21 protein-coding genes are annotated in these 24,643 nt (G+C 72.5%); 16 read left to right on the top strand and 5 right to left on the bottom strand.

Features of this window, described 5'->3' with window-relative positions; translation table 11 throughout:
- Positions 1-13 precede the first annotated feature (13 nt).
- A complete protein-coding gene (locus tag SMA5143A_RS18480) occupies positions 14-949 on the bottom strand; it encodes an EamA family transporter (protein ID WP_107464015.1) in 936 nt (311 codons plus the stop codon).
- 173 nt (positions 950-1,122) lie between these two features.
- Here SMA5143A_RS18480 and SMA5143A_RS18475 point away from each other — a divergent pair, with 173 nt between their 5' ends.
- Positions 1,123-1,641, top strand: coding sequence for a MarR family winged helix-turn-helix transcriptional regulator (locus SMA5143A_RS18475; RefSeq protein ID WP_055712550.1), 519 nt, complete (start codon positions 1,123-1,125; stop codon positions 1,639-1,641).
- Positions 1,642-1,752: 111 nt separating this feature from the next.
- Here the strand turns inward: SMA5143A_RS18475 and SMA5143A_RS18470 are convergent, their stop codons facing one another.
- The 3 genes from SMA5143A_RS18470 to SMA5143A_RS18460 form a co-directional block, all read right to left on the bottom strand.
- On the bottom strand, positions 1,753-2,004 hold the full coding sequence (locus tag SMA5143A_RS18470) for a hypothetical protein (protein WP_099964556.1): 252 nt from the start codon (positions 2,002-2,004) through the stop codon (positions 1,753-1,755).
- 170 nt (positions 2,005-2,174) lie between these two features.
- On the bottom strand, positions 2,175-4,355 hold the full coding sequence (gene malQ / locus SMA5143A_RS18465) for a 4-alpha-glucanotransferase (RefSeq protein WP_107464014.1): 2,181 nt from the start codon (positions 4,353-4,355) through the stop codon (positions 2,175-2,177).
- Complete coding sequence (locus tag SMA5143A_RS18460) at positions 4,356-4,595, bottom strand: hypothetical protein (protein ID WP_107464013.1); 240 nt, start codon at positions 4,593-4,595, stop codon at positions 4,356-4,358.
- Between the two features lie 197 nt (positions 4,596-4,792).
- On the opposite strand from SMA5143A_RS18460, the gene SMA5143A_RS18455 reads away from it, so the two are divergent.
- Genes SMA5143A_RS18455 through SMA5143A_RS18445 form a run of 3 tightly spaced genes read left to right on the top strand, consistent with a single transcriptional unit; the run spans position 4,793 to position 7,394 of the window.
- On the top strand, positions 4,793-5,326 hold the full coding sequence (locus SMA5143A_RS18455; RefSeq protein ID WP_107464012.1) for a PadR family transcriptional regulator: 534 nt from the start codon (positions 4,793-4,795) through the stop codon (positions 5,324-5,326).
- Complete coding sequence (locus SMA5143A_RS18450) at positions 5,323-6,036, top strand: ABC transporter ATP-binding protein (protein ID WP_107464011.1); 714 nt, start codon at positions 5,323-5,325, stop codon at positions 6,034-6,036. Before SMA5143A_RS18455 ends, SMA5143A_RS18450 begins: the two co-directional genes overlap by 4 nt.
- Positions 6,033-7,394, top strand: coding sequence for a hypothetical protein (locus tag SMA5143A_RS18445; protein ID WP_107464010.1), 1,362 nt, complete (start codon positions 6,033-6,035; stop codon positions 7,392-7,394). Before SMA5143A_RS18450 ends, SMA5143A_RS18445 begins: the two co-directional genes overlap by 4 nt.
- Positions 7,395-7,561: 167 nt before the next feature.
- Here SMA5143A_RS18445 and SMA5143A_RS18440 read toward each other — a convergent pair whose 3' ends face one another.
- Positions 7,562-8,665 (bottom strand): mechanosensitive ion channel family protein, encoded by a 1,104-nt coding sequence (locus SMA5143A_RS18440; RefSeq protein WP_107464009.1) that lies wholly within the window; start codon positions 8,663-8,665, stop codon positions 7,562-7,564.
- A gap of 315 nt (positions 8,666-8,980) precedes the next feature.
- Here SMA5143A_RS18440 and SMA5143A_RS18435 point away from each other — a divergent pair, with 315 nt between their 5' ends.
- The 12 genes from SMA5143A_RS18435 to SMA5143A_RS18380 all read left to right on the top strand — a co-directional run bounded on the left by SMA5143A_RS18435 (position 8,981) and on the right by SMA5143A_RS18380 (position 24,640).
- A complete protein-coding gene (locus SMA5143A_RS18435) occupies positions 8,981-9,517 on the top strand; it encodes an HNH endonuclease (RefSeq protein WP_055538384.1) in 537 nt (178 codons plus the stop codon).
- Positions 9,518-9,770: 253 nt separating this feature from the next.
- Positions 9,771-10,607 carry a hypothetical protein gene (locus tag SMA5143A_RS18430; protein WP_107464008.1) on the top strand — a complete coding sequence of 279 codons (837 nt, stop codon included), beginning with the start codon at positions 9,771-9,773 and terminating at the stop codon, positions 10,605-10,607.
- Positions 10,608-10,760: 153 nt separating this feature from the next.
- A complete protein-coding gene (locus SMA5143A_RS18425; protein ID WP_107464007.1) occupies positions 10,761-11,990 on the top strand; it encodes an ROK family transcriptional regulator in 1,230 nt (409 codons plus the stop codon).
- Positions 11,991-12,243: 253 nt separating this feature from the next.
- Complete coding sequence (locus SMA5143A_RS18420) at positions 12,244-13,581, top strand: ABC transporter substrate-binding protein (protein ID WP_107464006.1); 1,338 nt, start codon at positions 12,244-12,246, stop codon at positions 13,579-13,581.
- A 6-nt stretch (positions 13,582-13,587) separates the two neighbouring features.
- Positions 13,588-14,529 (top strand): carbohydrate ABC transporter permease, encoded by a 942-nt coding sequence (locus SMA5143A_RS18415; RefSeq protein WP_107464005.1) that lies wholly within the window; start codon positions 13,588-13,590, stop codon positions 14,527-14,529.
- Positions 14,529-15,437, top strand: coding sequence for a carbohydrate ABC transporter permease (locus SMA5143A_RS18410; RefSeq protein WP_107464004.1), 909 nt, complete (start codon positions 14,529-14,531; stop codon positions 15,435-15,437). Before SMA5143A_RS18415 ends, SMA5143A_RS18410 begins: the two co-directional genes overlap by 1 nt.
- 7 nt (positions 15,438-15,444) lie before the next feature.
- Positions 15,445-16,710 carry a 6-phospho-beta-glucosidase gene (locus tag SMA5143A_RS18405; RefSeq protein WP_107464003.1) on the top strand — a complete coding sequence of 422 codons (1,266 nt, stop codon included), beginning with the start codon at positions 15,445-15,447 and terminating at the stop codon, positions 16,708-16,710.
- A gap of 104 nt (positions 16,711-16,814) precedes the next feature.
- Positions 16,815-17,771, top strand: a complete 957-nt coding sequence (locus SMA5143A_RS18400; RefSeq protein WP_258193601.1) for an N-acetylglucosamine kinase — start codon at positions 16,815-16,817, stop codon at positions 17,769-17,771.
- 269 nt (positions 17,772-18,040) lie between these two features.
- Positions 18,041-19,522 (top strand): hypothetical protein, encoded by a 1,482-nt coding sequence (locus tag SMA5143A_RS18395; protein WP_181361917.1) that lies wholly within the window; start codon positions 18,041-18,043, stop codon positions 19,520-19,522.
- Between the two features lie 35 nt (positions 19,523-19,557).
- Positions 19,558-20,598, top strand: a complete 1,041-nt coding sequence (locus tag SMA5143A_RS18390) for a glutamate ABC transporter substrate-binding protein (RefSeq protein ID WP_258193597.1) — start codon at positions 19,558-19,560, stop codon at positions 20,596-20,598.
- A gap of 41 nt (positions 20,599-20,639) precedes the next feature.
- Positions 20,640-21,965 carry a hypothetical protein gene (locus tag SMA5143A_RS18385; RefSeq protein WP_107464001.1) on the top strand — a complete coding sequence of 442 codons (1,326 nt, stop codon included), beginning with the start codon at positions 20,640-20,642 and terminating at the stop codon, positions 21,963-21,965.
- Entirely contained in the window at positions 21,959-24,640 is a 2,682-nt protein-coding gene (locus SMA5143A_RS18380; protein ID WP_375136506.1) for a serine/threonine-protein kinase, read from the top strand. The genes SMA5143A_RS18385 and SMA5143A_RS18380 overlap by 7 nt, the downstream gene beginning before the upstream one ends.
- Positions 24,641-24,643 lie beyond the last annotated feature (3 nt).

The following is a 24,643-nucleotide window of genomic DNA, read 5'->3' as shown; positions in this document are numbered from 1 at the left end:
CGTCGGTCCCGCCTCAGGCCGTTCGGGTGGTGTCCCGGACCAGCGGGGCCGGGCGGTCACCGGGCCCGGCCGCCTTCTCCGGCCGCCGGGCGCCGCGCGGCTGGAGCTGGCCGAACACGGTCGCGGCGAACGCGATGGCCATCCCGAGGAGCTGGAGGGGCGTGAGGGCCTGGCCGAGGGCGGCCCAGCCGATGACGGCGGCGGTCAGCGGGGAGAGGGGGCCGAGGAAGGTGACCTGGGTGGCGGAGAGGCGGCCGATGCCGCGGAACCAGAGCCAGTAGGAGACGGCGGTGTTGGCGAGGGCGAGGTAGAGGTAGCCGCCGACGGCACGGCCGTCCAGCGCGGGCGGCGCGCCCTCCACGAGGAGGGCGATCGGCGTGATGAGCAGACCGCCGGCGGTCAGCTGCCAGCCGGTGAGCGCGAGCGGGCCCACCCCCTCGGGGCGGCCCCACCGCTTGGTGAGGACCACACCGGTCGACATGGAGGCGGTCGAGCCGAGCGCCGCGAGCACACCGATCGTGTCGAGCGCCCCGGCCGTCTTCAGCACGACCAGGCTGACGCCGAGCGCCGCGGCGATCCCGGTGAGCAGGGTCCGCACGGTCGGCCGCTCACCCAGCAGCAGGGCCGCGAGTCCCGCGACGAACAGCGGCCCCACCGAGCCGACGACCGCCGCCATTCCGCCGGGCAGCCGGTACGCGGAGAGGAACAGCAGCGGGAAGAAGGCGCCGATGTTCAGCGCGCCCAGCACCGCCGCCTTGCCCCACCAGGCGCCGCGCGGCAGCGTCCGGGAGAGCGCCAGGAGGAGCAGCCCGGCGGGGAGCGCCCGCATCAGCCCGGTGAACAGGGGCCGGTCGGCCGGCAGGAACTCGGTGGTGACGGCGTAGGTCGTGCCCCAGGAGATGGGCGCGAGGGCGGTCAGGGCTATGAGGGGCAGACGGTTCGCGGTCATGGGACGCGCCCTTCGCGCTCGGTGGGGTGGGGACGGCAGGGAGGGTCGAGGTGAAGCGACGGCGGTTGATGCCCGCCACCCCGATTCACTTGCTTGCCATTAGCTTAGCGCTAAGCAACTTTCCGTCAAGCTACTTTCTTGCGACCGACCGACGCGCGTCGGATACTCGACCCATGACAGTGCGCCCCGAGCCCGAGATGTCCCCGCGCGACCCCGTCGACGCGATCGTCGAGCAGTGGGCGGCCGTCCGCCCCGACCTCGACACCACCGCGATGGAGGTCTTCGGGCGCGTCTACCGGCTGTCCCGCACGCTCGGCGACCGCATGGAGAAGACCTACGGGCGGTTCGGGATCTCGCGCGGCGAGTTCGACGTGCTCGCCACCCTGCGCCGGTCCGGCGAGCCGTACACCCTCTCACCCCGTCAGCTGTCGGGGACGCTCATGCTCACCACCGGCGGGATGACCGGCCGCCTCGACAAGCTCGAACGGGCGGGTCTGCTGCGCCGTTCACCCGACCCGCACGACCGCCGCGCCCTCCAGGTCACCCTCACCGACGAGGGTCTGCGGGTGATCGACGAGGCCGTGTCCGCGGGGCTCGCCGTCCAGACGGAGGCGCTCGCCCACCTGGACGAGGAACAGGCCGGCCAACTGGCCGACCTGCTACGCACACTCGTGGTGGGCACGGGCTCCTGACGCGCCGGGCGTTCCCCCGACCGGGGGAACGCCGGGAAACACGACGAGGGCACCCTCGGCGCACGGGTGTGCGGAGGGTGCCCTCGGCGGAACGTCGTCAGTGGGGGGCGGTCAGGCCTTCGCCTTGGCCTTGGGCTCGCGGTCCGTCGACCGGTCCAGGACCATCACCAGGCCGGCGATCAGCGCGAACAGGCCGATCGGCGCCACGACGAAGAGGCCGAGCGTCTCGATCACACTGAGGCCCGGACCCGGGTCGTCTCCGTCGTCGGGCGTCAGCGCGAGCGCGGGGGACGACATGAGCAGCATCATCAGCGTCGTACCGGCGGCCAGGGCGCCGGCGCGCAGGGCGTTCTTCTTGTCCACGGGGCCAACGTATCTAACGAGGCGGAGGAGTGCGCGGGCGGGGGGTGGGGTGGGGTGGGGTGGGGGTGCGTCGGCGGGTGCGGGTGCGTCGTGGTTCCTCGCGCAGTTCCCCGCGCCCCTGACGGAACGGGCCTGCGGCCCGCCCTTCATCCTGACAGCGCGCCCCCGAGCTACCAGGCGTCCTGGCCCTCCCCTCTGCGCAGCACGTCCACCAGCGCCCGCAGCCGGGGGGACGCCGCCAGGTCCTCCAGGGTCACCGGCCGGCCCCCCGCGTCAGCGATCGGCAGGCGCCAGTTCGGGTACTGGTCCCACGTGCCGGGCAGGTTCTGCGGCCGCCGGTCCCCCACCGCGTCGGGGAGCCACAGGCCGATCATCCGGGCCGGGGTCCGCAGCAGGAAGCGGTGGACGGCCTGGATCTCGGCCTCCTCGGAGACCGCCGACAGGCCCCCGCTCGCCCCGTTCAGCAGGCCCAGCCTCCGCAGGACCGCCAGCCACTCACTCGCGTCGGCGGCGGCCTCGGCCCGCTCCTCGGCCAGGGGGCGGGTCAGCAGACCGAGCCGGTGGCGGAGGTCGACATGGTCCCCGGTGAGTCGGGAGGCGGTCGACGGGAGGTCGTGCGTGGTGGCCGTGGCCAGGCAGTTCGTCCGCCACCGCTCGGGCGGCAGGGGGCGTCCGCCGCCCTCCCAGTCCCGCTCGAACCACAGCACGGACGTGCCCAGCACGCCCCGCTCGTCGAGCGCCTCCCGTACGCCCGGCTCGACGGTGCCGAGGTCCTCGCCGATCACCAGTGCACCGGCGCGGGCCGCCTCCAGGACGAGGATCGCGAGCATGGCGTCGGCGTCGTAGCGGACGTATGTGCCCTCCGTCGGCGGCCGGCCCTGCGGGACCCACCACAGGCGGAACAGGCCCATGACGTGGTCGATGCGCAAGGCGCCCGCGTGGCGCAGGAGGGCGCGCAGGAGGCGGCGGTAGGGGGCGTAGCCGGACTCGGCGAGACGGTCGGGGCGCCAGGGCGGCAGGCCCCAGTCCTGGCCGCGGGAGTTGAACGTGTCGGGGGGCGCGCCGATGGACATGCCGGCCGCGACGTACCGCTGCTGGGCCCAGGCGTCGGCCCCGCCGGGGTGGACGCCGACGGCGAGGTCGTGCACCAGGCCGATGGGCATGCCGGCGTCGCGCGCGGAGCGCTGGGCGGTGCCGAGCTGCGCGTCGGTCAGCCAGGCGAGCCGGGTGTGGAAGTCGACGCGGTCCATCAGCTCGGCGCGGGCCCGGGCGGTCTCCGCGGAGCGCGGGTCGCGCAGGCCCGCGGGCCACCGGTGCCAGTCGGAGCCGTACACCTCCGCGAGGGCGCACCAGGTGGCGTGGTCCTCCAGTGCCTCGCCCTCCTCGGCGAGGAAGTCCCAGTAGGCGGCCAGTCGTCCCGGACCGAGCGGGACGGCACGCACCCGTTCCAGGGCCTGCCGTTTGAGTTCCCACACGGCGTCGCGGTCGATCAGCTCGCCCTTGTCGAGCACGGACTCACGCAGCCGCGCCGCCCGCTCCGGGAGGGTGCGGAGGAAGCCGCCGTCGCCCTCGGCGTCGTCGGCGGCGAGGGCGTAGGGGTACTCGGGGATGTCCTCGACGCGCAGGTGGACCGGGTCGGGGTAGCGGCGCGAGGAGGGGCGGTACGGGGAGGGGTCGGTGGGGGCGCCGGGTACGGCCGCGTGCAGCGGGTTGACCTGGACGAATCCTGCGCCGAGGGCGCGGCCGGCCCAGGAGGTGAGTTCGGCGAGGTCACCGAGGTCGCCCATGCCCCAGCTGCGGCGGGAGAGCAGGGAGTAGAGCTGGACGAGGAGGCCGTAGGTGCGGCCCGGAGGGGCGGGGAGGCGGGGTGGGGCGACGACGAGGTGGGCGTCGGCGGTGCGGCCGTCCGGGGTGGTGGCGCCGAGGGTGTGCACCCCGGCCGGCAGGTCCTGGACGGTGGCGGGCAGGCCGGCCCGGTCGGTGGCGACGGTCTCGCCCTGCTCCGTCCGCACGCGCAGCCGGGTGCCGTCCGGGAGGGCGGTCAGGGCGGCGGGTGGTTCGCCGCCGCCCCAGTGCACCAGCGTCGGCGGCAGCAGCCGGGCGGCCAGCTGCCGTTCGCGGGCCGCGAGGGCCGCGTCGACCGCCTGGGGTGTGCCGGCGTCCACGTCCAGCGCCGCGAGGGCGGCGACGACCGCGCCGTCCGCGGCGGCGACCGTACGGTCCGGGGACGGGCGGTAGGAGGTGGCGACCCCGTACGACGCGGCGAGCCGCGCCAGCGGGGTCGTGTCCGACGGCTCCGCGGGGGCGCCGGACGGTGGTGGTTCTCCCGGGTCGGCCGGGCGTGGTGGCATCTAGACCCCCGATGCGGCGCCGTTGGACGTGGGTTCGCTGGTCAGGGGTGCCGCGTCCGCGAGGGGCGGCTCGCTGGTGAGGGGCTCGGCGTCCGGGAGCGGGGGCTCGCTGGTGAGCGGCGCCTCGGCGCAGGGACCCTCCGCGCTGAACACGCACACATGGGGTTCGACGAGCCGGTGGGGCTCGAGGACGCGTTTGGAGCGGGCGGCCTGGGTCGGAAGGTGTACCGGTGCGGCCACGGGGGCCTCCTTGTCGTCGTACGACGGTGGATGTGCGGGTCCGGGGTACTCCAGCCCTACCCCGTGGACGCCGCCGCAGACGTGGTGGGGCGGAGATCGTGGCCCGGCTCACGCCGGGCGGGCTGACGGGGGCAGGGTCCGATCTGACCGCCGACCACTATTCACTCAGTACATGTACTCAGTGCATACTTATCTCCATGAGCACCCGTCACATCCTGTTGGGGCTGCTCGCCAGGGGGCCGAGCCATGGCTACGACCTCAAGCGACGGCACGACGAACGCTTCCCTCAGGCCCGCCCGCTGGCCTACGGCCAGGTCTACACGACCCTCCAGCGGCTGGTCCGCGACGGACTCGCCGAGGTCGACGCCACCGAGGCGGACAGCGGCCCGGAGCGGACCGTGTACCGCTCGACGGACGAGGGAGCGCGCGAGCTGGCCGAGTGGGCCGGTGCGATCGCGCCGCCCGCGCCGTTCGTGACGAACGAGATCTTCGCCAAGCTCGTCGTGTCGATCCTCGCCGACGGCGACCCGGCCGCCTACCTCCGGGCGCAGCGCGCCGCCCACATGGACCGGATGCGGGAGCTGACGGCCCTGAAGACCGCGCGGGGGGCCGATCTCTCGACCGTGCTCTCGGCGGACTACGCCCTCAACCATCTCGACGCCGACCTCCGCTGGATGAACACCACGGCGGCCCGGCTGACCAACCTGACCGCGGAGGTCGACCCAGCATGAGCGAGAACCACCCGGGGCCCCTGCCGCTCCTCGCGGCCCGCGGCCTCGTGAAGGCGCACGGCAGGACGCGGGCGCTGCGGGGCGCCTCGCTGGAGCTGCGTGAGGGCGAGATCCTCGCCGTCACCGGGGCCAGCGGCAGCGGCAAGTCCACGTTGCTGCACTGCCTGGCGGGTATGGCGCGGCCGGACGAGGGATCGGTGACGTACGCCGGCGAGCGGCTGGACCAGCTGCCCGAGAAGCGGCTCAGCGCGCTGCGCCGGACCGACTTCGGGGTGGTCTTCCAGTTCGGGCAGCTGATCCCGGAGCTGACCGCCGTCGACAACGTGGCGCTGCCGCTGCTGCTGGCCGGTACCGGCCGCGGCGAGGCGCGGGCGCGGGCCGGTGAGTGGCTGGAGCGGTTCGGCGTCCGCGGCCAGGAGGAGCAGCGGCCCGGCGAGCTGAGCGGCGGCCAGGCCCAGCGGGTGGCGCTGGCGCGGGCCCTGGTGACGGGGCCGAGGGTGGTCTTCGCGGACGAACCGACCGGGGCGCTGGACTCGCTCGCGAGCGAGCAGGTGATGGCGGCGCTGGTGCACACGGCCAGGGAGGCCGGTACGTCGGTGCTGCTGATCACGCACGACGCGCAGACCGCGGCGTATGCGGACCGCGAGGTCACGCTGGAGGACGGCGTCGTGGTCTCCGGGGCCGGGGCGCCGCTGGGGGTGTCGCGTTGAGCACCCTCGCGAACGATCTCCGTCTCGCCTTCCTGCTGACCCGGGGCTCGGACCGCCGGGAGTGGTGGCGGGTGACCCTGACGGCGCTGGGGGCCGCGCTGGCGACGGGGATCGGGCTGTCGGCGGCCGTGCTGGCCTCCCTCCAGGGGCGCTACCGGGTTCCGGTGGCCGAGGGGCTGCTGGACAACCCCGGCCAGCGTTCCGGGGTGATCCTGACCCTGCTGCTCCTGCTGGTCCCGGTGCTCGGGTTCCTCGGCCAGTGTGCCCGGGTGGGCGCCGTGCACCGGGACCGACGGCTGGCCGGGCTGCGACTGGCCGGGGCGTCGGTGGGGCAGGTGCGCCGGATCGCGGCGCTGGAGGCCGGGATCGCCTGTCTGCTCGGCTCGCTGGTCGTCACCGTCTTCTTCGTGCTGTCGCTGCTGCGCGAGTGGCGAAGCCCTTCCGCCCTGGCCTGGGCGGGCATCGCCCTGGTGTCGCTGGGGGTGCCCGCCCTGGGCGCGCTGGTGAGCGTGCTGGCGCTGCGCCGTGTGGTGGCCTCCCCGCTGGGCTGGGTCCGGCGGGTGGGGCCGAGGACGGGCCGGGGTCCGCGGTGGGTGTTCCTGGGGGCGATGGCACTTCTGGTGCTCGTGGCGCTGGTCGCCGTCGCCACCACCTACATGGACATGCCGGACAGCACCTTCAACTCGGGACCGCTGACGTTGTTCGCCGTGCTGCTGGTGGTGGGCGCGGGCGCGGTCCTGCTGTCGGGCGCGGTCGCGAAGCTCACCGGCAAGGTGCTCGCCGGCCGCGCGGGGAACCCGGCGGTCCTGATCGCCGCCGAGCGGCTCCGCCAGGACCCCTGGGCGGCGGCCCGCACCCACGCGGCCGTCCTCATGGGGACCGTCGTCGGCAGCGGGTTCATCGGGGTACGGGCCACGCTGCTCGCGAACATCGCGAAGTACGACTACCTGGTTGATCGCGCCGACTTCTACGTCGCCGGTCTGGACCTGACCGCCACCGCGATCGTCGTCGGCTTCGCCATCACCTTCGCCGCGCTGGCCGTCGGCACCGCCGAGTCGCTCGCCACACGCCGCCGGGGCCTCGCCGCCCAGGTCGCCGCCGGGGTGCCGTACGAGGTGCTGGGGCGCGCGCTGCTTCTGGAGACGGCCCTGCCCCTGGTGCCGTCGCTGCTGCTGGCCGGGGCCGGCGGCACGGGCATCGCCTTCGCCTACGCCATGGCCATGGCCGGGTCGTCGGTCCTGCCGTTCGGCGCCCTGCTTGTCCCCGTCGTGGTGTTCGGCGCCTGTCTGCTGGCGGCGGCCACGTCCCTGCCCCTGCTGCGCCGGACGGTGCGGCCGGGCGAGCTGCGGTACGCGTAGCGAAGGGGTGGCCGCGGCGCACACGGCCCGGCCGCTCGCCCGCGCTCCGGGGTGTACGGGGGTCCTCCCTGAGCGCGGGAAAGCAGTGGGGGCGCCCGGATCTCTCCGGGCGCCCCCACTGCCGTAGCCGGGCGGGCGCGCCGGGCGCCCGCCACACGCCGCGCGCTCTACTTCGTCGGCACGCCCGACGGGGTGATCGGCGTGGCCCGCTCCGACTGCGGGGAGGTCGAGTTGGCGTACACCGACGGGGGCGAGACGGCGGCGGCGGGATCGTCGGCCGGGCCGTCGGGCTGCGTGGGTATGCCCCCGACGATGCGGATGTCGGCGGCGTCGAAGGCCTTCTTGATGCGCCAGCGCAGCTCACGCTCGATGGTGAGGGCCTTGCCGGGCATGGTCTTGGCGGAGACGCGGACGACCATCGACTCCAGCAGCACGTCGTCCAGGCCGAGGACCTCGATCGGGCCCCACAGCAGCTCGTTCCAGGGCTCTTCCTTGCTCATCGTCTCGCCGACCTCCGCGAGCGTGCGGCGGACCCGGTCGAGGTCCTCGTCGGCACGGACGGTGACGTCGACCCCGGCGGTGGCCCAGCCCTGGGAGAGGTTGCCGATGCGCTTGACCTCGCCGTTGCGGACGTACCAGATCTCGCCCTGGTCGCCGCGGAGCTTGGTCACGCGCAGACCGACCTCGATGACCTCGCCGGAGGCGACGCCCGCGTCGACGGTGTCACCGACGCCGTACTGGTCCTCCAGGATCATGAAGACACCGGAGAGGAAGTCCGTGACCAGGTTCCGGGCGCCGAAACCGATCGCGACGCCCGCGACACCGGCGGAGGCCAGCAGCGGGGCGAGGTTGATCTCGAACGTGGCGAGGACCATCAGGGCGGCCGTGCCGAGGATCAGGAAGGACGCCACGGAGCGCAGCACCGAGCCGATGGCCTGGGAGCGCTGGCGGCGGCGCTCGACGTTGACCAGCAGCCCGCCGAGGGTGGAGCCCTCGGTGGCCGGCACGGAGCGGTTCATCCGGTCGATGAGCTTGGTGATCGCCCGCCGGACCACCACTCTCAGCACCGCCGCGATCACCAGGATCAGCAGCACGCGCAGACCGATGGCCAGCCATGTGGACCAGTTCTCCTCCACCCAGCTGGCGGCGTTGGTCGCGCTCTCCTGAGCGTCCTCCAGGGTGGGCACCGCGGGCGTCGTCGGCGTCTCCGAGGGCGACGGCGACGGCGACGCGGCGGCCAGTAGGAGGGGCAGGGACGAAACGGGCGACACGGCGGGTACCTCCAGGTGCGTTATCCGCCCCCCGGTACGGCGGTCAAGATCGATCAGGTCACGGAAAGGTCACCGGAGGGGCAGACCCACCACACTAACGGGGCATTGCGTGGAGGTCGTAGTGATGTTCGAGGGAGACAGGGCGCTCACCAGGGAGTGAAGGGCGCACGCGGCGGGGGATGAATCAAGGTGTGGTCGAAAACACTCCCAGCCCGTTACCGGGACATGGTGGCGCTTCCACCAGGCCTGAGGGGAGACTGACTACGGATCGTCCACGGCGCGAGCCACGCGCCGCCGGCGTACAAGGAGGCATCCGTGCCGCATGTCCTGGTCCTCAACGCGTCGTACGAGCCGCTCGGCGTCGTACCGCTCCGCCGCGCGCTCGTCCTCGTCCTGGAGAACAAGGCCGTCTCCCTGGAGGAATCGGGCGCCTTCATGCACAGCGCGACCGTCACAGTCCCCGCACCCAGCGTGGTCCGGCTCAAGCGATTCGTCCGGGTTCCCTATCGGGGGCCCGTTCCTCTGACCCGTCGGGCGCTGTTCGCGCGTGACGGGGGCCGGTGCATGTACTGCGGTGGCGTCGCAACCAGCGTCGACCACGTCATCCCGCGCAGCCGCGGGGGCAAGCACGTCTGGGACAACGTCGTCGCGTCGTGCCGTCGTTGCAATCACGTCAAGGCCGACCGTCACCTGGTCGAGATCGGCTGGCGGCTCCGCCACAAACCCGCTCCGCCCACCGGTCTGGCCTGGCGCATCATCGGGACCGGCCATAGGGACCCGCGCTGGCTGCCCTACCTCCAGCCGTACGGCGCGGACGACGCTCTGGCCCGGATCGACGGCATCTCCGCCTGACGGTCCGGGCCTTCGCATCGCCGGACACCCCCACCGGACGCCCCCGCCGGACACTCGGCCGAGGGGCGTCCGGCGGCATGACTGCCGGACGCCCCATCCAGAACGCTCACATCCATCCGACCTGGCGTTTTGTCACCGCTTTCACAACTGCCCCGCATTCCCCGCACGTCGTTGATCGTTTAATGTCACCCCAACGGCGGGCCCTTGTTCTGGAGCGCAACGCCCGGGGGCCCGTTTCGAATGTGGGGAATTCATGCGAAAGCTCGCCATAGGTGCCGTCGTCTCCGGCGCCCTGGCTCTCACCGGCCTCGCCGCGCCCTCCGCGCTGGCCGACTCTCCGAACCTGAGCTTCGGCGCCGTCACGGTGAACAACGGCAAGCCCATCGTGGTCGGCGTCAAGGACGCGGTGACCGTCCCGGTCACGTACAGCGTCACCCGCCCGTCGGACCTCGTCATCGACTACAAGAGGGACGTCCTGGCCATCGCCCTGTACCGGGGCCGACTCGCGAGCCCTTCGAACGGCCTGGACGGCTCCCCGAGGCGGCCCGTCTGCACCACCACGGCGACGACGGACACCACGGTGACGCAGTCCTGCGCGACGAAGGTCACCGTGGACCCGCGCGAGAGCCTGATGAGCGCCGCGGACGCCACCACCTGGAAGGTGGCCGCCGTCTACGGCCACACGTCCGTCGACGAGGACGACTCCGACGGCCACATCAGCTTCGAGAACGGCTTCGACGTCTGGGGTGACCTCGGCACCGCCAAGCTCCAGCGGGCCGCGAAGCTCACCGTGAACGCCGCCCCGGAACAGGTCGTCAAGGGCAGGACCCTGACGGTCAAGGGCGCACTGACCCGCGCGAACTGGGCGACCGGAAGCTACTCGGGCTACCGGGACCAGAAGGTGACGCTCCAGTTCAGGGTGAAGGGCGCGACCGCCTACGCCGACGTGAAGACGGTGACCTCCGGCACCGGCGGCGCCCTCTCCACCACCGTGAAGGCCACCAAGGACGGCTCGTACCGCTACACGTTCGCGGGTACGTCGACGACCGCGGCCAAGACGTCCGCCGGCGACTCCGTCGACGTCAGGTAACACCCCTCCCCCATCGCGGGCACCGCCCCCGGGTAACGACTCCGTCGCCCGGGGGCTTTTTCATCCGACCCGTATTGACTCACCCCTGGTCTAGTCCTATCTTCCTGACATCCGATAGGAAACCTTCCTAATAGTTCGGCGGTGACGCTCCCCATGGCTGGAACCCCTCGCGTACTGCGCGCCATGAACGACCGCGCCGCGCTCGACCTGCTGCTGGAGCACGGGCCGCTGTCCCGGACCCGGATAGGGAAGCTCACCGGGCTGTCGAAGCCGACCGCCTCGCAGCTCCTCGCCCGGCTGGAGGCCGCCGGGCTCGTCATCGCCACCGGCACCGACACCGACGGTCCCGGCGGCAGCGGCTCCGGCGCGGGGCGGCCCGGCCCCAACGCCCAGCTGTACGCGGTCGACCCGACCGCCGCGTACGCCGCCGGCCTCGACGTCACCCCCGAGCGCGTTCTCGCCGCCGTCGCCGACATCACCGGCCGCACGGTCGGCGAGCACGCCGTCCCCACCCCCGGACGGCGCCCCGCCGAGCCCGTCGCCCGCCAGGTCGCCGCCGCGCTCGACGGGGCGGTCAAGGCCGCCGGGCTCGTACGCTCCGACGTCCGACGGCTGGTCATCGGCACCCCCGGCGCGTTCGACCCCACCACGGGCCGGCTGCGCTACGCCTCGCACCTGCCCGGCTGGCACTCCCCCGCGCTGCTCGACGACATCGCCGCCGCGCTGCCGATGCCGGTCGAGTACGAGAACGACGTGAACCTCGTCGCCCTCGCCGAACAGCGGCTGGGCGCGGCCAAGGGCCACGACGACTTCGTCCTGCTGTGGAACGAGGGCGGCATCGGCGCCGCGGTCGTCCTCGGCGGGCGACTGCACCGGGGCTTCACCGGGGGCGCCGGGGAGGTCGGCTTCCTGCCCGTCCCCGGGGTGCCGCTGGTCCGCCATGTCACCAAGGCGAACAGCGGGGGCTTCCAGGAGCTCGCCGGTTCGCAGGTCATCCCCCGGCTCGCCCGGGAGCTGGGCATCACCCCGGTGCCGGACGGGCCGTACGCCGAGGTCGCGGCCGACCTCGTGGGACGGGCCGCCGATGTGAACTCCGGTCCGCACCGGCGCCTCCTGGCCACGTACGCCACGAGCGTCGCGACCGGACTGGCCTCGCTGGTGTCCGTCCTCGATCCCGAGCTGATCGTGCTGAGCGGCTCGGCGCTCACCTCGGGCGGGGAGCCGTTGCGGGCCCTCGTCCAGGCCGAGCTGGGCGAACTCGCCGCGTCCCGGCCCCGGCTCGTCCTCGGTGACGTGCTCGAACGCCCCGTGCTGCGGGGGGCGTTGGAGAGCGCGCTCGCCACCACGCGCGACGAGGTCTTCGACACGTTGACGCTCCGCTGAATCCGCCGGCCCCGAGACCGCGCGACAGCTACGGGCGGGCTCCGAGGCCCCGGGACGACTGGGGGGGCGGGCTCCGAGCCCCCGGGACGACGGGGGGCGGGCCCTGAGGCCGCCCGACTCCCGGCCGGCTCCGAGGCAGTTCGCCTGCTGGGGGCCGCACCCCTTCACCACTTCCCGGCCCACCCCTCTCCTCCCCCCCTCTCTCGCCTCTCCTCCCTCCCCTTCGCCCACTCCTTTCTCAGGAGGCCCCTCCATGTCCGGAATATCCAAGAACGCGGCGATCGCTCTCGCCGCCACCGCCTCCCTCGCCCTGCTCGCCACCGCCTGCACCGGGCAGTCCTCGGCCGGTGCGAACGACGACCCCGACGCCAAGACCACCATCACCTTCTGGCACGGCTGGAGCGCGCCCGCCGAGGTCGAGGCGATCCGGGCGAACGTGGACCGGTTCGAGAAGGCGCACCCGAACATCACCGTGAAGGTCGTCGGGAACATCAACGACGACAAGCTCAACCAGGCGCTGCGGGCGGGCGGTTCGAACGGGCCGGACGTGGTGTCGTCGTTCACCACGTCCAACGTCGGCAAGTTCTGCTCGTCCGGCGCGTTCCTCGACCTGAAGCCGTTCATCGAGAAGTCGAAGCTCGACCTCGACAAGATCATCCCGAAGCCGATGCTGGACTACACGCAGTTCGACGGCGTCCGCTGCGCCCTGCCGCTGCTCGGGGACGCGTACGGCCTCTACTACAACAAGGACGCGTTCGAGAAGGCGGGCATCACGTCCCCGCCGAAGACGTGGTCGGAGTTCGCGAAGGACGCCGAGAAGCTGACGAAGCCCAAGGGCGACGGCTACGCCCAGCTCGGCTTCATGCCGAACTACCACGGCTACGAGACGGTCGTGGACCACTACATGTCCCAGTGGGACCACGCGTACTTCGACGCGGACGGCAAGTCGAACATCGCCAAGGACCCGGCGTTCGCGCAGATGTTCACGTTCCAGAAGGGCCTCGTCGACTCCCTCGGCGGCTTCAAGAAGCTGGAGCGGTACCGGAACACCTTCGGTGACGAGTGGGGCGCCAAGCACCCCTTCCAGACCGGCCAGGTGGCCATGCAGCTGGACGGCGAGTGGCGGCTCGGAATGGCCGAGGCGGCCGGTGTGGACTTCGAGATCGGCACCGCGCCCCTGCCCGTCGCGGACGACGAGGTCGACGAGTACGGCAAGGGCTTCCTCTCCGGCACGATCATCGGCATCGCCCCGCAGAGCGAGAAGCAGAACGCGGCCTGGGAGCTGGTGAAGTACCTGACGACGGACACCGAGGCCGTGGTCTCCTTCGCCAACGCCATCCACAACGTGCCGTCCACCTTCGCGGCGCTGAAGTCGCCGGACCTGAAGGCGGACCCCGGCTTCAGGACGTTCCTGGACATCGCCCGGCACCCGGACTCCAACACGCCCCCGGCGTCCGTCAACGGCTCGACGTACCAGACGACGCTCCAGGACTTCGGCTACCAGTACGAGTCCGGGAAGGTGAAGAACCTCCAGGAGGGGCTGGAGAAGACCGCGAAGCAGATCGACACCGACATCGAGCAGGCGAAGTAGCCACCGATGGCCACGCACTCTCTCCGCGCGAAGCGCCGCAGGTCGGCGCTTCGGACGGTGGCCTTCCTGGCACCGTGGCTGATCGGGTTCGGCGTCTTCTTCGCCTATCCGCTGGTGTCCACCGTGTACTTCTCGTTCATGAAGTACGACGGCTTCGGGACGCCCGTCTTCCGCGGCCCGGGCAACTGGGCCTACGTCTTCCAGGACTACCCGCTGTTCTGGCCGGCCCTGCGCAACACCCTGTGGCTGGTGCTGGTGATGGTGACGTGCCGGGTGGTGTTCGGCCTCGGCGTCGGCCTCCTCATCACGAAGATCAAGACCGGTACGGGTGTCTTCCGGACCCTGTTCTATCTGCCGTACCTCGCCCCGCCGGTCGCCGCGACGCTGGCCTTCGTCTTCCTGCTCAACCCGGGCACCGGCCCGGTCAACTCCCTCCTCGACGGCCTCGGCCTGCCGACGCCGGGCTGGTTCACCGACCCCGCCTGGTCCAAGCCGGCGCTCACCGCGCTCGCGCTGTGGGGGGTCGGCGACCTCATGGTCATCTTCATGGCCGCCCTGCTCGACGTGCCGAGGGAGCAGTACGAGGCCGCCGAACTGGACGGGACGTCGGCGTGGCAGCGGTTCCGGTACGTGACGCTGCCGAACATCTCGCCCATCGTGATGTTCGCCGTGGTCACGGGCGTGATCCAGACCATGCAGTACTACACGCAGCCGCTGGTGGCCGGGAAGGTGGCCTCCGGGATCATCGGCGGCTCCGGGCAGCAGTTCGAGCCGGGGTACCCGGACAAGTCGACGCTGACCCTGCCCCAGCTCGTCTACAACCTCGGTTTCCAGCGCTTCGACTACGGCGCCGCCTGTGTGGTCGCGCTCGTGCTGTTCGCGCTGTCCATGGCGTTCACCGCGCTGCTGATGCGGCGCCGGGGCGGACTGATCGGAGCGGCCGACTGATGTCCCGGGTACTCGACAAGCCCGTCCACGTGGACGCCTCCACGGCACGGTCCGGCGGCTTGGGAAGCGAACGCGCGGCCCGCCGCCGGGCGGTCCTGGAGTGGATCGCCGTGCACTCGCTCGGCGTCGCCGCCGCCCTCTTCTTCACCCTGCCCTTCGTGTTCGTCGTCCTGACCTCGCTGATGAGCGACCAGCAGGCCCTCACCCGCGATCTCGTCCCGGACACCTGGGAATGGGGCAACTACCGGCAGGTCCTCGACACACCCGGCTTTCTGACCTGGTGGCGCAACACCCTGCTCTACGCGGGCCTCGGCACGGTTCTCACCGTCGTGTCGTCCGTCCCCGTGGCGTACGCGCTCGCCAAGTTCCGCTTCCGGGGTCGCAATGTGGCGCTGATGCTGGTCATCTCGATGATGATGCTGCCGCCGCAGGTCGTCGTCATCCCGATGTACCTGTTCTGGGCCAAGCAGCTGGACCTGTCGGGCTCGCTCTGGCCGCTGATCGTCCCGATGGCGTTCGGCGACGCGTTCTCGATCTTCCTGCTGCGGCAGTTCCTGACGACGATCCCGAACGAGTACCTCGACGCGGCCCGCGTGGACGGCTGCGGCGAGCTGCGCACCCTGCTGCGGGTGGTCCTGCCCATGGCCAAGCCGGGCATCGCCGCCGTGGCCCTCTTCCAGTTCTTCTACGCCTGGAACGACTACTTCGGCCCGCAGATCTACGCCTCCGAGAACCCCGCCGCCTGGACCCTCTCCTACGGCCTGGAGTCCTTCAAGGGCGCGCACCACACCGACTGGAACCTGACCATGGCCGCGACCGTCCTGGTCATGGCCCCCGTGATCCTCGTCTTCTTCTTCGCCCAGAAGGCGTTCGTCGAGGGCGTCACCCTGACCGGAGTGAAGGGTTGATACGTATATGAAGCTCACCGTGGTCGGCGGAGGGTCGACCTACACGCCCGAACTCGTGGACGGGTTCGCCCGGCTCCGCGACACGCTGCCGATCGAGGAGCTGGTGCTCGTCGACCCGGCCGAGGAGCGCCTGGAACTGGTGGGCGGCCTCGCCCGCCGCATCTTCGCCCGCCAGGGCCACGGCGGCCGGATCGTGACCACCGCCGACCTGGACCGGGGGGTCGAGGGCGCCGACGCCGTGCTGCTCCAGCTGCGGGTCGGCGGGCAGGCCGCCCGGGAACAGGACGAGACCTGGCCGTTGGAGTGCGGCTGCGTCGGCCAGGAGACCACCGGCGCGGGCGGCCTCGCCAAGGCGCTGCGCACGGTCCCGGTCGTCCTGGACATCGCTGAACGGGTCCGCCGGGCCAACCCCGGCGCCTGGATCATCGACTTCACCAACCCCGTGGGCATCGTGACCCGTGCGCTGCTGCGCGCCGGGCACCGGGCGGTCGGACTGTGCAATGTGGCGATCGGGCTCCAGCGGAAGTTCGCCGGGCACCTGGGCGTCGCCCCGGCAGACGTCCACCTGGACCACGTGGGCCTCAACCACCTCACCTGGGAGACCGGGGTACGGCTCGGCGGGCCCTCCGGCGAGGACGTCCTGGCGAAGCTGCTGACCGGCCACGGCGACACCATCGCCGCCGACCTGCGCCTCCCCCGCCCGCTCCTCGACCGCCTCGGCGTCGTCCCCTCCTACTACCTGCGCTACTACTACGCCCACGACGAGGTCGTGCGGGAACTCCGTACGAAGCCGTCGCGGGCCGCCGAGGTCGCCGCCATGGAGCGCCGACTGCTGGACCTGTACGCCGACCCGGCGCTCGACGAGAAGCCGGCGCTGCTCGCCAAGCGCGGCGGCGCGTACTACTCGGAGGCCGCGGTGGACCTGGCGGCGGGCCTGCTGGGCGGCAGCGGAAGCCCGTACCAGGTGGTGAACACGTACAACGCCGGGACGCTGCCCTTCCTCCCGGACGACGCGGTGATCGAGGTGCAGGCGACCGTGGGGCCGACCGGTGTCACCCCGCTGCCCGTCCCGGCCGTGGACCCGCTGTTCGCCGGTCTGATGGCGAACGTGACCGCGTACGAGGACCTGGCCCTCGACGCGGCCCTGCGCGGCGGCCGCGACCGCGTCTTCCGCACCCTGCTGGCCCACCCCCTGATCGGCCAGTACGCCTACGCCGACACCCTCACCGACCAGCTGATCGCACACAACCGGGAGCACCTCACGTGGGCATGACCGACGGAGGAGCGGGGGCGGGCCGGGGTGCCGGCGCGGGCGCGGGCGGCGGCGCGAGCCCCGGCGGGGGTGCCACTGTCGCCGGAGGCCGGGGGCGGGCCGCGGTGCTCGCCGTCGACGCCGGGAACAGCAAGACCGATGTCGCGGTGATCGGGGTCGACGGGGAGGTGCTCGGGGCGGCTCGCGGGGGCGGGTTCCAGCCGCCGACCGTCGGGGTGACCGCGGCCGTGGACGCCCTCGCGGAGGTGGTGCGGGAGGCGTTCGCCGCGGCCGGGGTCACGGCGGTCGACCAGGTGTCGGCCTGCCTCGCCAACGCGGACTTCCCCGTCGAGGAGGAGCGGCTGGCGGCCGCGCTGCACACGCGCGCGTGGGGCGCGTCCGTGGAGGTCCGCAACGACACGTTCGCGATCCTGCGGGCCGGTGTGGCCGAACCGCGCGGCGTGGCCGTGGTGTGCGGCGCCGGCATCAACTGCGTCGGCATGCGCCCCGACGGCCGCACCGCCCGCTTCCCCGCCCTCGGCCGTATCTCCGGCGACTGGGGCGGCGGTTGGGGCCTCGCCGAGGAGGCGATGTGGCACGCGGCCCGCGCGGAGGACGGCCGGGGCGGCCCGACCGCGCTGGCCCGCACCCTGCCGGGGTACTTCGGCCTGGACTCCGTGCACGCCCTGATCGAGGCCCTCCACCTGGGGCGGATCCCGCAGCTCCGCCGTCACGAGCTGACGCCGGTCCTCTTCGCCACGGCCACGGCCGGTGACCCGGTCGCCGGTTCCCTGGTCGACCGGCTGGCCGAGGAGGTGGTGTCGATGGCTTCGGTGGCGCTGACCCGTCTGGACCTGCTGACCGAGGAGACCCCCGTCCTCCTCGGCGGTGGCGTCCTCGCCGCCCGCCATCCCCGCCTCGACGCCCGCGTCCGCGACCTGCTCTCCGCCGCCGCGCCCAAGGCGGTCCCCCATGTGGTCACGGCCGCCCCCGTGCTGGGCGCCGCGCTGCTGGGCCTGGACCGGCTGGGCGCGGCCCAAGAGGTGCACGCGCGCGTGCGGGCGCACTTCGCAGCCCCTTGAGCCACCCCCGCACCCCTCCCCGAACACGTACGACGTGCGACGTGCGAGGGAACCGAACCCACCCGGCAGGCGTATTCATGAGCAGGGGGTGGTGCGGGAAGCCCTCCGTCACGCAGGATTTCGCCCCGCGCAGCATCTAAGACACGATCGGGGAACAAGATCGAGTCAGGGCCTGTGCGGATATCAGTCCCGGCGGCGATACTTGCGGCCGTGCACCTCTGCCCGTGTACCGGGCGGACGTGACGGACGGATGACCAGGGGGAGGTCAGGTGACATACACGCCGAAGGGCAGCGCGCCACCGCCGGCACCGCCCGCGAGCCCGGGCGCGAGCACCTCCGTGCCGCGCCAGGCCGCACCCGCGTCCAGGTCCCCCCTGTCGTCCCCCGACCCGGACGGCGGCCCGCCCCGCCGCACGGCGTTCGCCGAGGGGCTCGACCAGTTGCGCGCCGCCGCGACGACCGAGCCCGGCCGGCTGCGCGTCATCGGTGCCGTGCTCGCCCTGCTGGTCGTCGCCTTCGGCTCGGTCACCGCCTGGCAGATGAACGACCGCGCGACGGCCGCCGACGACGTCCTGACGAGCAGCCAGCCCCTCAGCTCCGCCGCGGCCGGCGTCTACAGCTCCCTCGCCGACGCCAACACGGCGGCCTCCAGCGGCTTCCTCGCGGGCGGCCAGGAGACACCGGAGTCCCGCGCGAGATACGAGCGCGAGATCGGGGAGGCCGCCGACGGCCTCGCCACGGCCGCCGCCGCCTCGGAGCCCGGCTCCCAGTCCGAGAAGCGCGTCGCCCAACTGAACGCCCTGCTGCCGAAGTACAAGGGCCTGATCGAGCGGGCCCGCGCCAACAACCGACTCGGCTACCCGCTGGGCGGCGCCTATCTGCGGTACGCCAACAGCATCATGCAGGACCAGATGCTGCCGAAGGCCCAGAAGATCTACGACAACGAGAACCGGCGGCTGCGCGACGACTACTCCGACGCGACGTCCTACCCCTGGGCCGCGATCGCCCTCGGTGTCGTCGCCCTCGGCGCCCTCGCCTGGGCCCAGCGCCGCAACTACCTCCACACCAACCGGGTGTTGAACCACGGCCTGGTCGCGGCGACGGCCGCCTCCACGGTCGTCCTGCTGTGGCTGGTCGCCGGCCACACCCTCGCCCGCTCCGGCCTGAACGACTCCTACGACCACGGCGTACGCTCCCTGACCGTGCTGAACGACGCCCGTATCGCCTCCCTGAAGGCACGCGGCAACGAGAACCTGACGCTGATCAGCCGGGGCGCGGAGACCCTGGAGATCAAGAAGGACGTCTCCGTCGACAAGTTCGACCACAAGTTCGGCCAGGACATGAAGGCGCTCGCCTCGCAGCTGGCTACCGCCGGGAAGCTCGCCGACGACGACAAGGGCGCACAGCCCGTGAAGTCCGCCCTCGCCAACATGGAGGTGTGGCAGGACCGGCACCGCAGCGCCCGTACCGCCGACGAGGAGGGCAAGTACCAATGCGCCCTCGACCAGGTGATCGGCGGCAGGGCGACACCCGACTGCCGGGCGGGCGACAAGCCGACGGGCGAGTGCTTCGACAAGGTCGACGAGAACCTGAACACGGCGCTCGGGCATGAGAAGAAGGAGTTCGAGCAGGCTGCCAGGGGAGGTCTGGACGCGATGACCGGACTGCCCGTCGGCGCTGCCGTACTGGCCGTGCTCGCCGCGGTGGGCGCGGTGCTGGGCATCGGGCGCAGGCTCTCGGAGTACCGATGAGGCCGGCGGGAGGCGACACGGTGGAAGGAGGGGCGATGGAAGCGGTACGACGCCTGCGGGCAGGCCTCAGGGGCTGGGGCGGCGTGGGCGCGATGGCGGTCGTCTGCGCCCTGACCGTGATCTTCGCCCTGGTGCTGCCGCTCAGCGGGACTCGCGACGGCGGCCCGGCCGGCACCGGCGGCCAGAGCGTCGCCCATGGCGAACAGGCCCGGGCGGACGACGACTGCGAGATCAGGAACGACCCGCAGAACCGCAGCCTCAGGCCCTCGTCGAACGAGTCCGGCACCGTGATCAAGAAGATCAAGGACAACGGCTTCATCACCGTCGGCGTCGACCAGAACAGCTACCGCTGGGGCTACCGCGACCCCAACAACACCGACGGCAAGGCGGAGTTGGAGGGCTTCGACATCGACATCGCGCACCGCATCGCCAAGGAGATCCTCGACGACCCGACTAAGGTGCGCTTCCGTGCGATCCCCACCAACCAGCGCGTCAAGGCGATCCAGGACGGGCAGGTCGACATGGTGGTCCGCACCATGACGATCAGCTGCAAGCGGATGGACGAGGTCGCCTTCTCCCAGCCGTACTTCAAGACCGGCCAGCAGGTCCTCGCCCCCAAGTCCTCGACCATCAAGGGCTACGACAAGACGCTGGCGGGCAAGAAGATCTGCTCGGCCAGCGGCTCCACCGCGCGGGACACCCTGGAGGCCGACCAGAAGTCCGGCAAGCTCGTCGCCTCCGCCGACATCACCTCCGTCAACCCGCCCAACCAACTCGACTGCCTGGTGCGGCTCCAGCTCGGCGAGGTCGACGCGGTCGTCACCGACGGGGCGCTCGCCGCGAGCCAGGCGGCGCAGGACCCCACGGTCAAGCTGGTGGGTGCGCCGTTCACCACCGAGTACTACGGCGTGGCGATGAATCGCGATGCGGAAGATCTGGTACGCCGGGTCAACCAGGTCCTGGAGGACTACCTCAAGGACGGCTGGCAGAAGTCGTACGACGACTGGCTGTCCGCGACCCTCGGGAAGGACTCCGCCGGGTCCCTACCGCCGGCCGACCAGAAGTACCGGGACTGACAAGGCAAGTTGACCGACACCGACAGAGCGAGAGGTGATCGATGGGCGTCGCGGGATCCACCGGGCCGGTGATGGACCGGGACGAGGTGGACCGTGCGCTGGCGCGGCTCGGCGCGGAGCACGAGGCCATCGAGACCTCCCTGCTCGCCCTCCAGGACCACGCGGGCCGCAGACTGCTGGAAGGCGCCGAGCTGACCGGCGTCACCAAGGAGCGCTGGGAGTCGACGGAGGCGTCGATCACCCTGCTGTGGGCGTACTTCGACGCCTACTCGGACGCGCTGCGCAGCGCCCGTGAGATCCGATCGCGCCGCCGCTGGTCCAGCCGTGAGGACCTGGTGGAGCTGACCGAACTGCTGCGGGGCGAGGCCGTGACCGTCGCGGGCTCCGCCACCGCCATGGCGAACGCGCCGACGCTCCAGGGCGCCGGCCGGCTCAGTGAGCAGTTCTCCCTGTCCACGCTGGTGGACCGGATGAACGACCTGTACGCGGCGTCACTGGACATGGTCGTCGCCGCCGACGCGGTGTGGTCCGCGCTGCCCGCCCGGATCGATTTACTGGCCGCCGAGCTCCAGCGCACCCGACAGCTCGCGCACTCCGTGGGCGTACGCCCCGGGGAGCACCCGGCGGGCGACGACCTGGAGCGGATCACCCGCACCCTGACCAGGCTCCGCGAGGAGGTCATCTCCGACCCGCTCGCCTACTGGGTGCCCGCACCGGGCAGTTCGGCCCCCGGCGGTGGCCGCCCCGACATCTCCACGTACGACCGTGAGGCGCGCGCCCTGGACGACGTGCGCCGGGAGATCGAGGCCGTGCTGACGGTCCGCCAGGACGCGGAGGCGCGGCTGGTGAAGCTGCGGGACGTGCTGAGCCGCGCCGACCGTACGCTCGCCGAGGCGCGCAGCGCCCGCGGTGAGGTGCTGGCGAAGATCGCCGCGACCGAGGTGCCCGTGGTGAGCGGTCCGCCGACCGTGCTCCAGGAGCAGTTGGCGCTGGCGGCCGAGTACCGCAGACACGGGCAGTGGCACCGCCTGTCCCCGCTCCTGGAGTCCCTGGAGCAGAAGGCGGACGACGAACTGCTGCGGGCCCGCGAGTCGTTGACCGCCGTGACCGCGCCGCTGGCGGTCCGCGCCGAACTGCGCGGCCGGCTCGACGCGTACAAGGCGAAGGTCGCCCGGCACGGCCTGGCGGAGGACTCGCTGCTGGTGGAGCGGTACGACGTGGCGCGCCGCATGCTGTGGAGCGCGCCCTGCGACCTGCGCGTCGCCGAGCAGGCGGTGCTGCGCTACCAGCACGCGGTGGCGGAGCTGCTGGGCACGCCCGTGGCCGGACGGCAGGAGCCGCAGGACCGGGGAGGGGAGGAATCGTGAGTCAGCCCGACGGAGAAGGCCGGCAGCAGTCGTGTCAGCGGCCCGGTTGCTCGGGGTCGTACGAGGACGTGGGCGGCGGTGAGCTGTACTGCGACACCTGCGGTCTGGCGCCGGTCGTCTCGGCCGGCGGCATGGTCTCCTCCCCGCCGACCGGCATCACCGGGGGGCGGGGCTCGCGCGGCTCGGGTTCCAGTTCGCGGTCGTCGCGGTCGTCCGCGCGCTCCGCGCAGTCGCGGCGGTCGGTCTCGGGCCGCCTCTCGCGCGCCCTGTCGGGCACCTCGACGGGCCGCTCGGTGTCGGTGCGCAGCTCCGGGAAGACCGCGAGTTCGTCGGGGCGGGCCCGGCTCGGCGTCGGCCTCGTTCAGGTGCCGGAGGTGCCGCGGCCGGATCCCCGCTCGATGGTCCTGGAGACCGCCGAGGTGCCCGAGCGCAAGCGGTTCTGCTCGCGCTCGGACTGCGGGGCGCCGGTGGGGCGGGCGCGCGGTGACCGGCCGGGGCGCACGGAGGGCTTCTGCACCAAGTGCGGCCACCCGTACTCGTTCGTGCCGAAGCTGCACGCCGGTGACATCGTGCGTGGTCAGTACGAGGTCGTGGGCTGTCTCGCGCACGGCGGTCTGGGCTGGATCTATCTGGCGATAGACCGGGCGGTGTCGGACCGCTGGGTCGTGCTGAAGGGCCTCCTCGACACCGGGGACCAGGACGCGATGGCCGCCGCGATCTCCGAGCGCCGCTTCCTCGCCGAGATCGAGCACTCCAACATCGTCCGCATCTACAACTTCGTCGAGCACCTCGACCAGCGCACAGGTTCGCTGGACGGGTACATCGTCATGGAGTACGTCGGCGGGAAGTCGCTGAAGGAGATCGCGAACGGCCGCCGCACCCCGGACGGCCGCCGCGATCCCCTGCCGGTCGAGCAGGCGTGCGCGTACGGCATCGAGGCGCTGGAGGCCCTCGGGCACCTCCACAACCGCAACCTGCTGTACTGCGACTTCAAGGTCGACAACGCGATCCAGACCGAGGACCAGCTGAAGCTGATCGACATGGGCGCGGTGCGCAGGATGGACGACGACGAGTCGGCCATCTACGGCACGGTCGGCTACCAGGCGCCTGAGGTCGCCGACGTCGGCCCGTCCGTCGCGTCCGACCTGTACACGGTCGCCCGGACGCTCGCGGTGCTGACCTTCGACTTCCAGGGCTACACGAACGTCTTCGTGGACTCCCTGCCCGACCCGGACAACATCGAGGTCTTCCGCCAGTACGAGTCCTTCTACCGGCTGCTGGTGCGGGCCACCGACCCCGACCCGGCCCGCCGGTTCGCCTCCGCGCAGGAGATGTCGGAGCAGCTCACGGGTGTGCTCCGGGAGGTCGTGTCCCTCCAGACGGGCCGCGCGCGCCCGGCGCTGTCGACGCTCTTCGGCCCCGAAGTGAAGGTCACGGACACGGAGTTGTTCGCGGAGCTGGACGGGGACGTCTCGCGCCTCGGGACCCGCCCGGTGCCGTCGGGGAGGGGCCGCTGGCCGGGCAGGACGCCCGCCGGGAACGGAGGGTCGGCCTCCGGTGCCGGAGGGTCGGGCCCCGGTGTCAGAGGGTCGGCCCCGGGCGTCGGGGGGTCGGCCCCCGGCGGCGGAGGGTCGAGCCCCGGCAGCGGAGGGCCGGTTTCCGGTGCGTCCGCCCTGCTCACCGGCGGCGCGGGCCCCTCCGCCCCCACTCGGCTCACCCAGCCCCTGGACACCGCCGCCGCGGCGCTCGCGTTGCCCGTGCCGCGTGTGGACCCGGGGGACCCGAACGCCGGGTTCCTGGCCGGTCTCATCGCCTCCGCCCCCACCGAGCTGATCACGGCGCTGCACGCGGCGCCCACCGGCTCCCTGGAGCTGCGCTTGCGGGAACTGCGGGCCCGCCTGGAGATGGGCGAGTTCACCATCGCCCTGGCCACGCTGGACGCCCTGGAGCGGGACCATCCGGATGACTGGCGGGTGGTCTGGTACCGGGGCGTGGCCGCGCTCGCCACCGGCGACCACGAGAACGCCGCGCTGTCCTTCGACGCGATCTACGACGCCTTCCCGGGCGAGCCGGCCCCCAAGCTGGCCCTGGGTCTGTGCGCCGAGGTCCTCGGGCAGCTCGACAACGCCGCCGAGTACTACCGGCTGGTGTGGACGACCGACCCCAGCTTCGTCAGCGCCGCGTTCGGGCTCGCCCGGGTCCGGCTGACCGCCGGTGACCGGCAGAACGCGGTACTCGTCCTGGAGTCCGTGCCGGAGGCGTCCATCCACTACACCGCCGCCCGGGTCGCCGCCGTCCGGGCGCGGCTGAGACACCGTACGGAGACGACGCTCGCGTCCGGGGCCGCCCCGGACGCGCCGTTCCTGGACGACCTGACCGCCGCCGCGGGCCAGGTCGAGGCGCTCGGCGGGTACGGTCTGGACGCGGTACGCCGCGAGCAGTTGTCCACAGAGGTCCTCGGCAGCGCCCTGGACTGGGTACTCTCCGGTAGCCAGGGCGCCGTGGCCCCGGCCGGCGGCGAACGGATGCTGCTCGGCAGCGCGTTGGACGAGCGTGGCCTCCGCTTCGGACTGGAGCGGGCGTACCGCACGCTGGCCCGGCTCGCGCCAGGCGGCGAGGAGAGGATCGACCTGGTGGAACGTGCCAACCGTTACCGCCCCCGGACGTGGGTGTAGTTC

The organism is Streptomyces sp. MA5143a, assembly GCF_900290235.1.
Classification (GTDB): domain Bacteria; phylum Actinomycetota; class Actinomycetes; order Streptomycetales; family Streptomycetaceae; genus Streptomyces.
The sequence above is the reverse complement of the archived record's forward strand: the minus strand, read 5'-3'. Positions and strand labels throughout refer to the sequence as shown.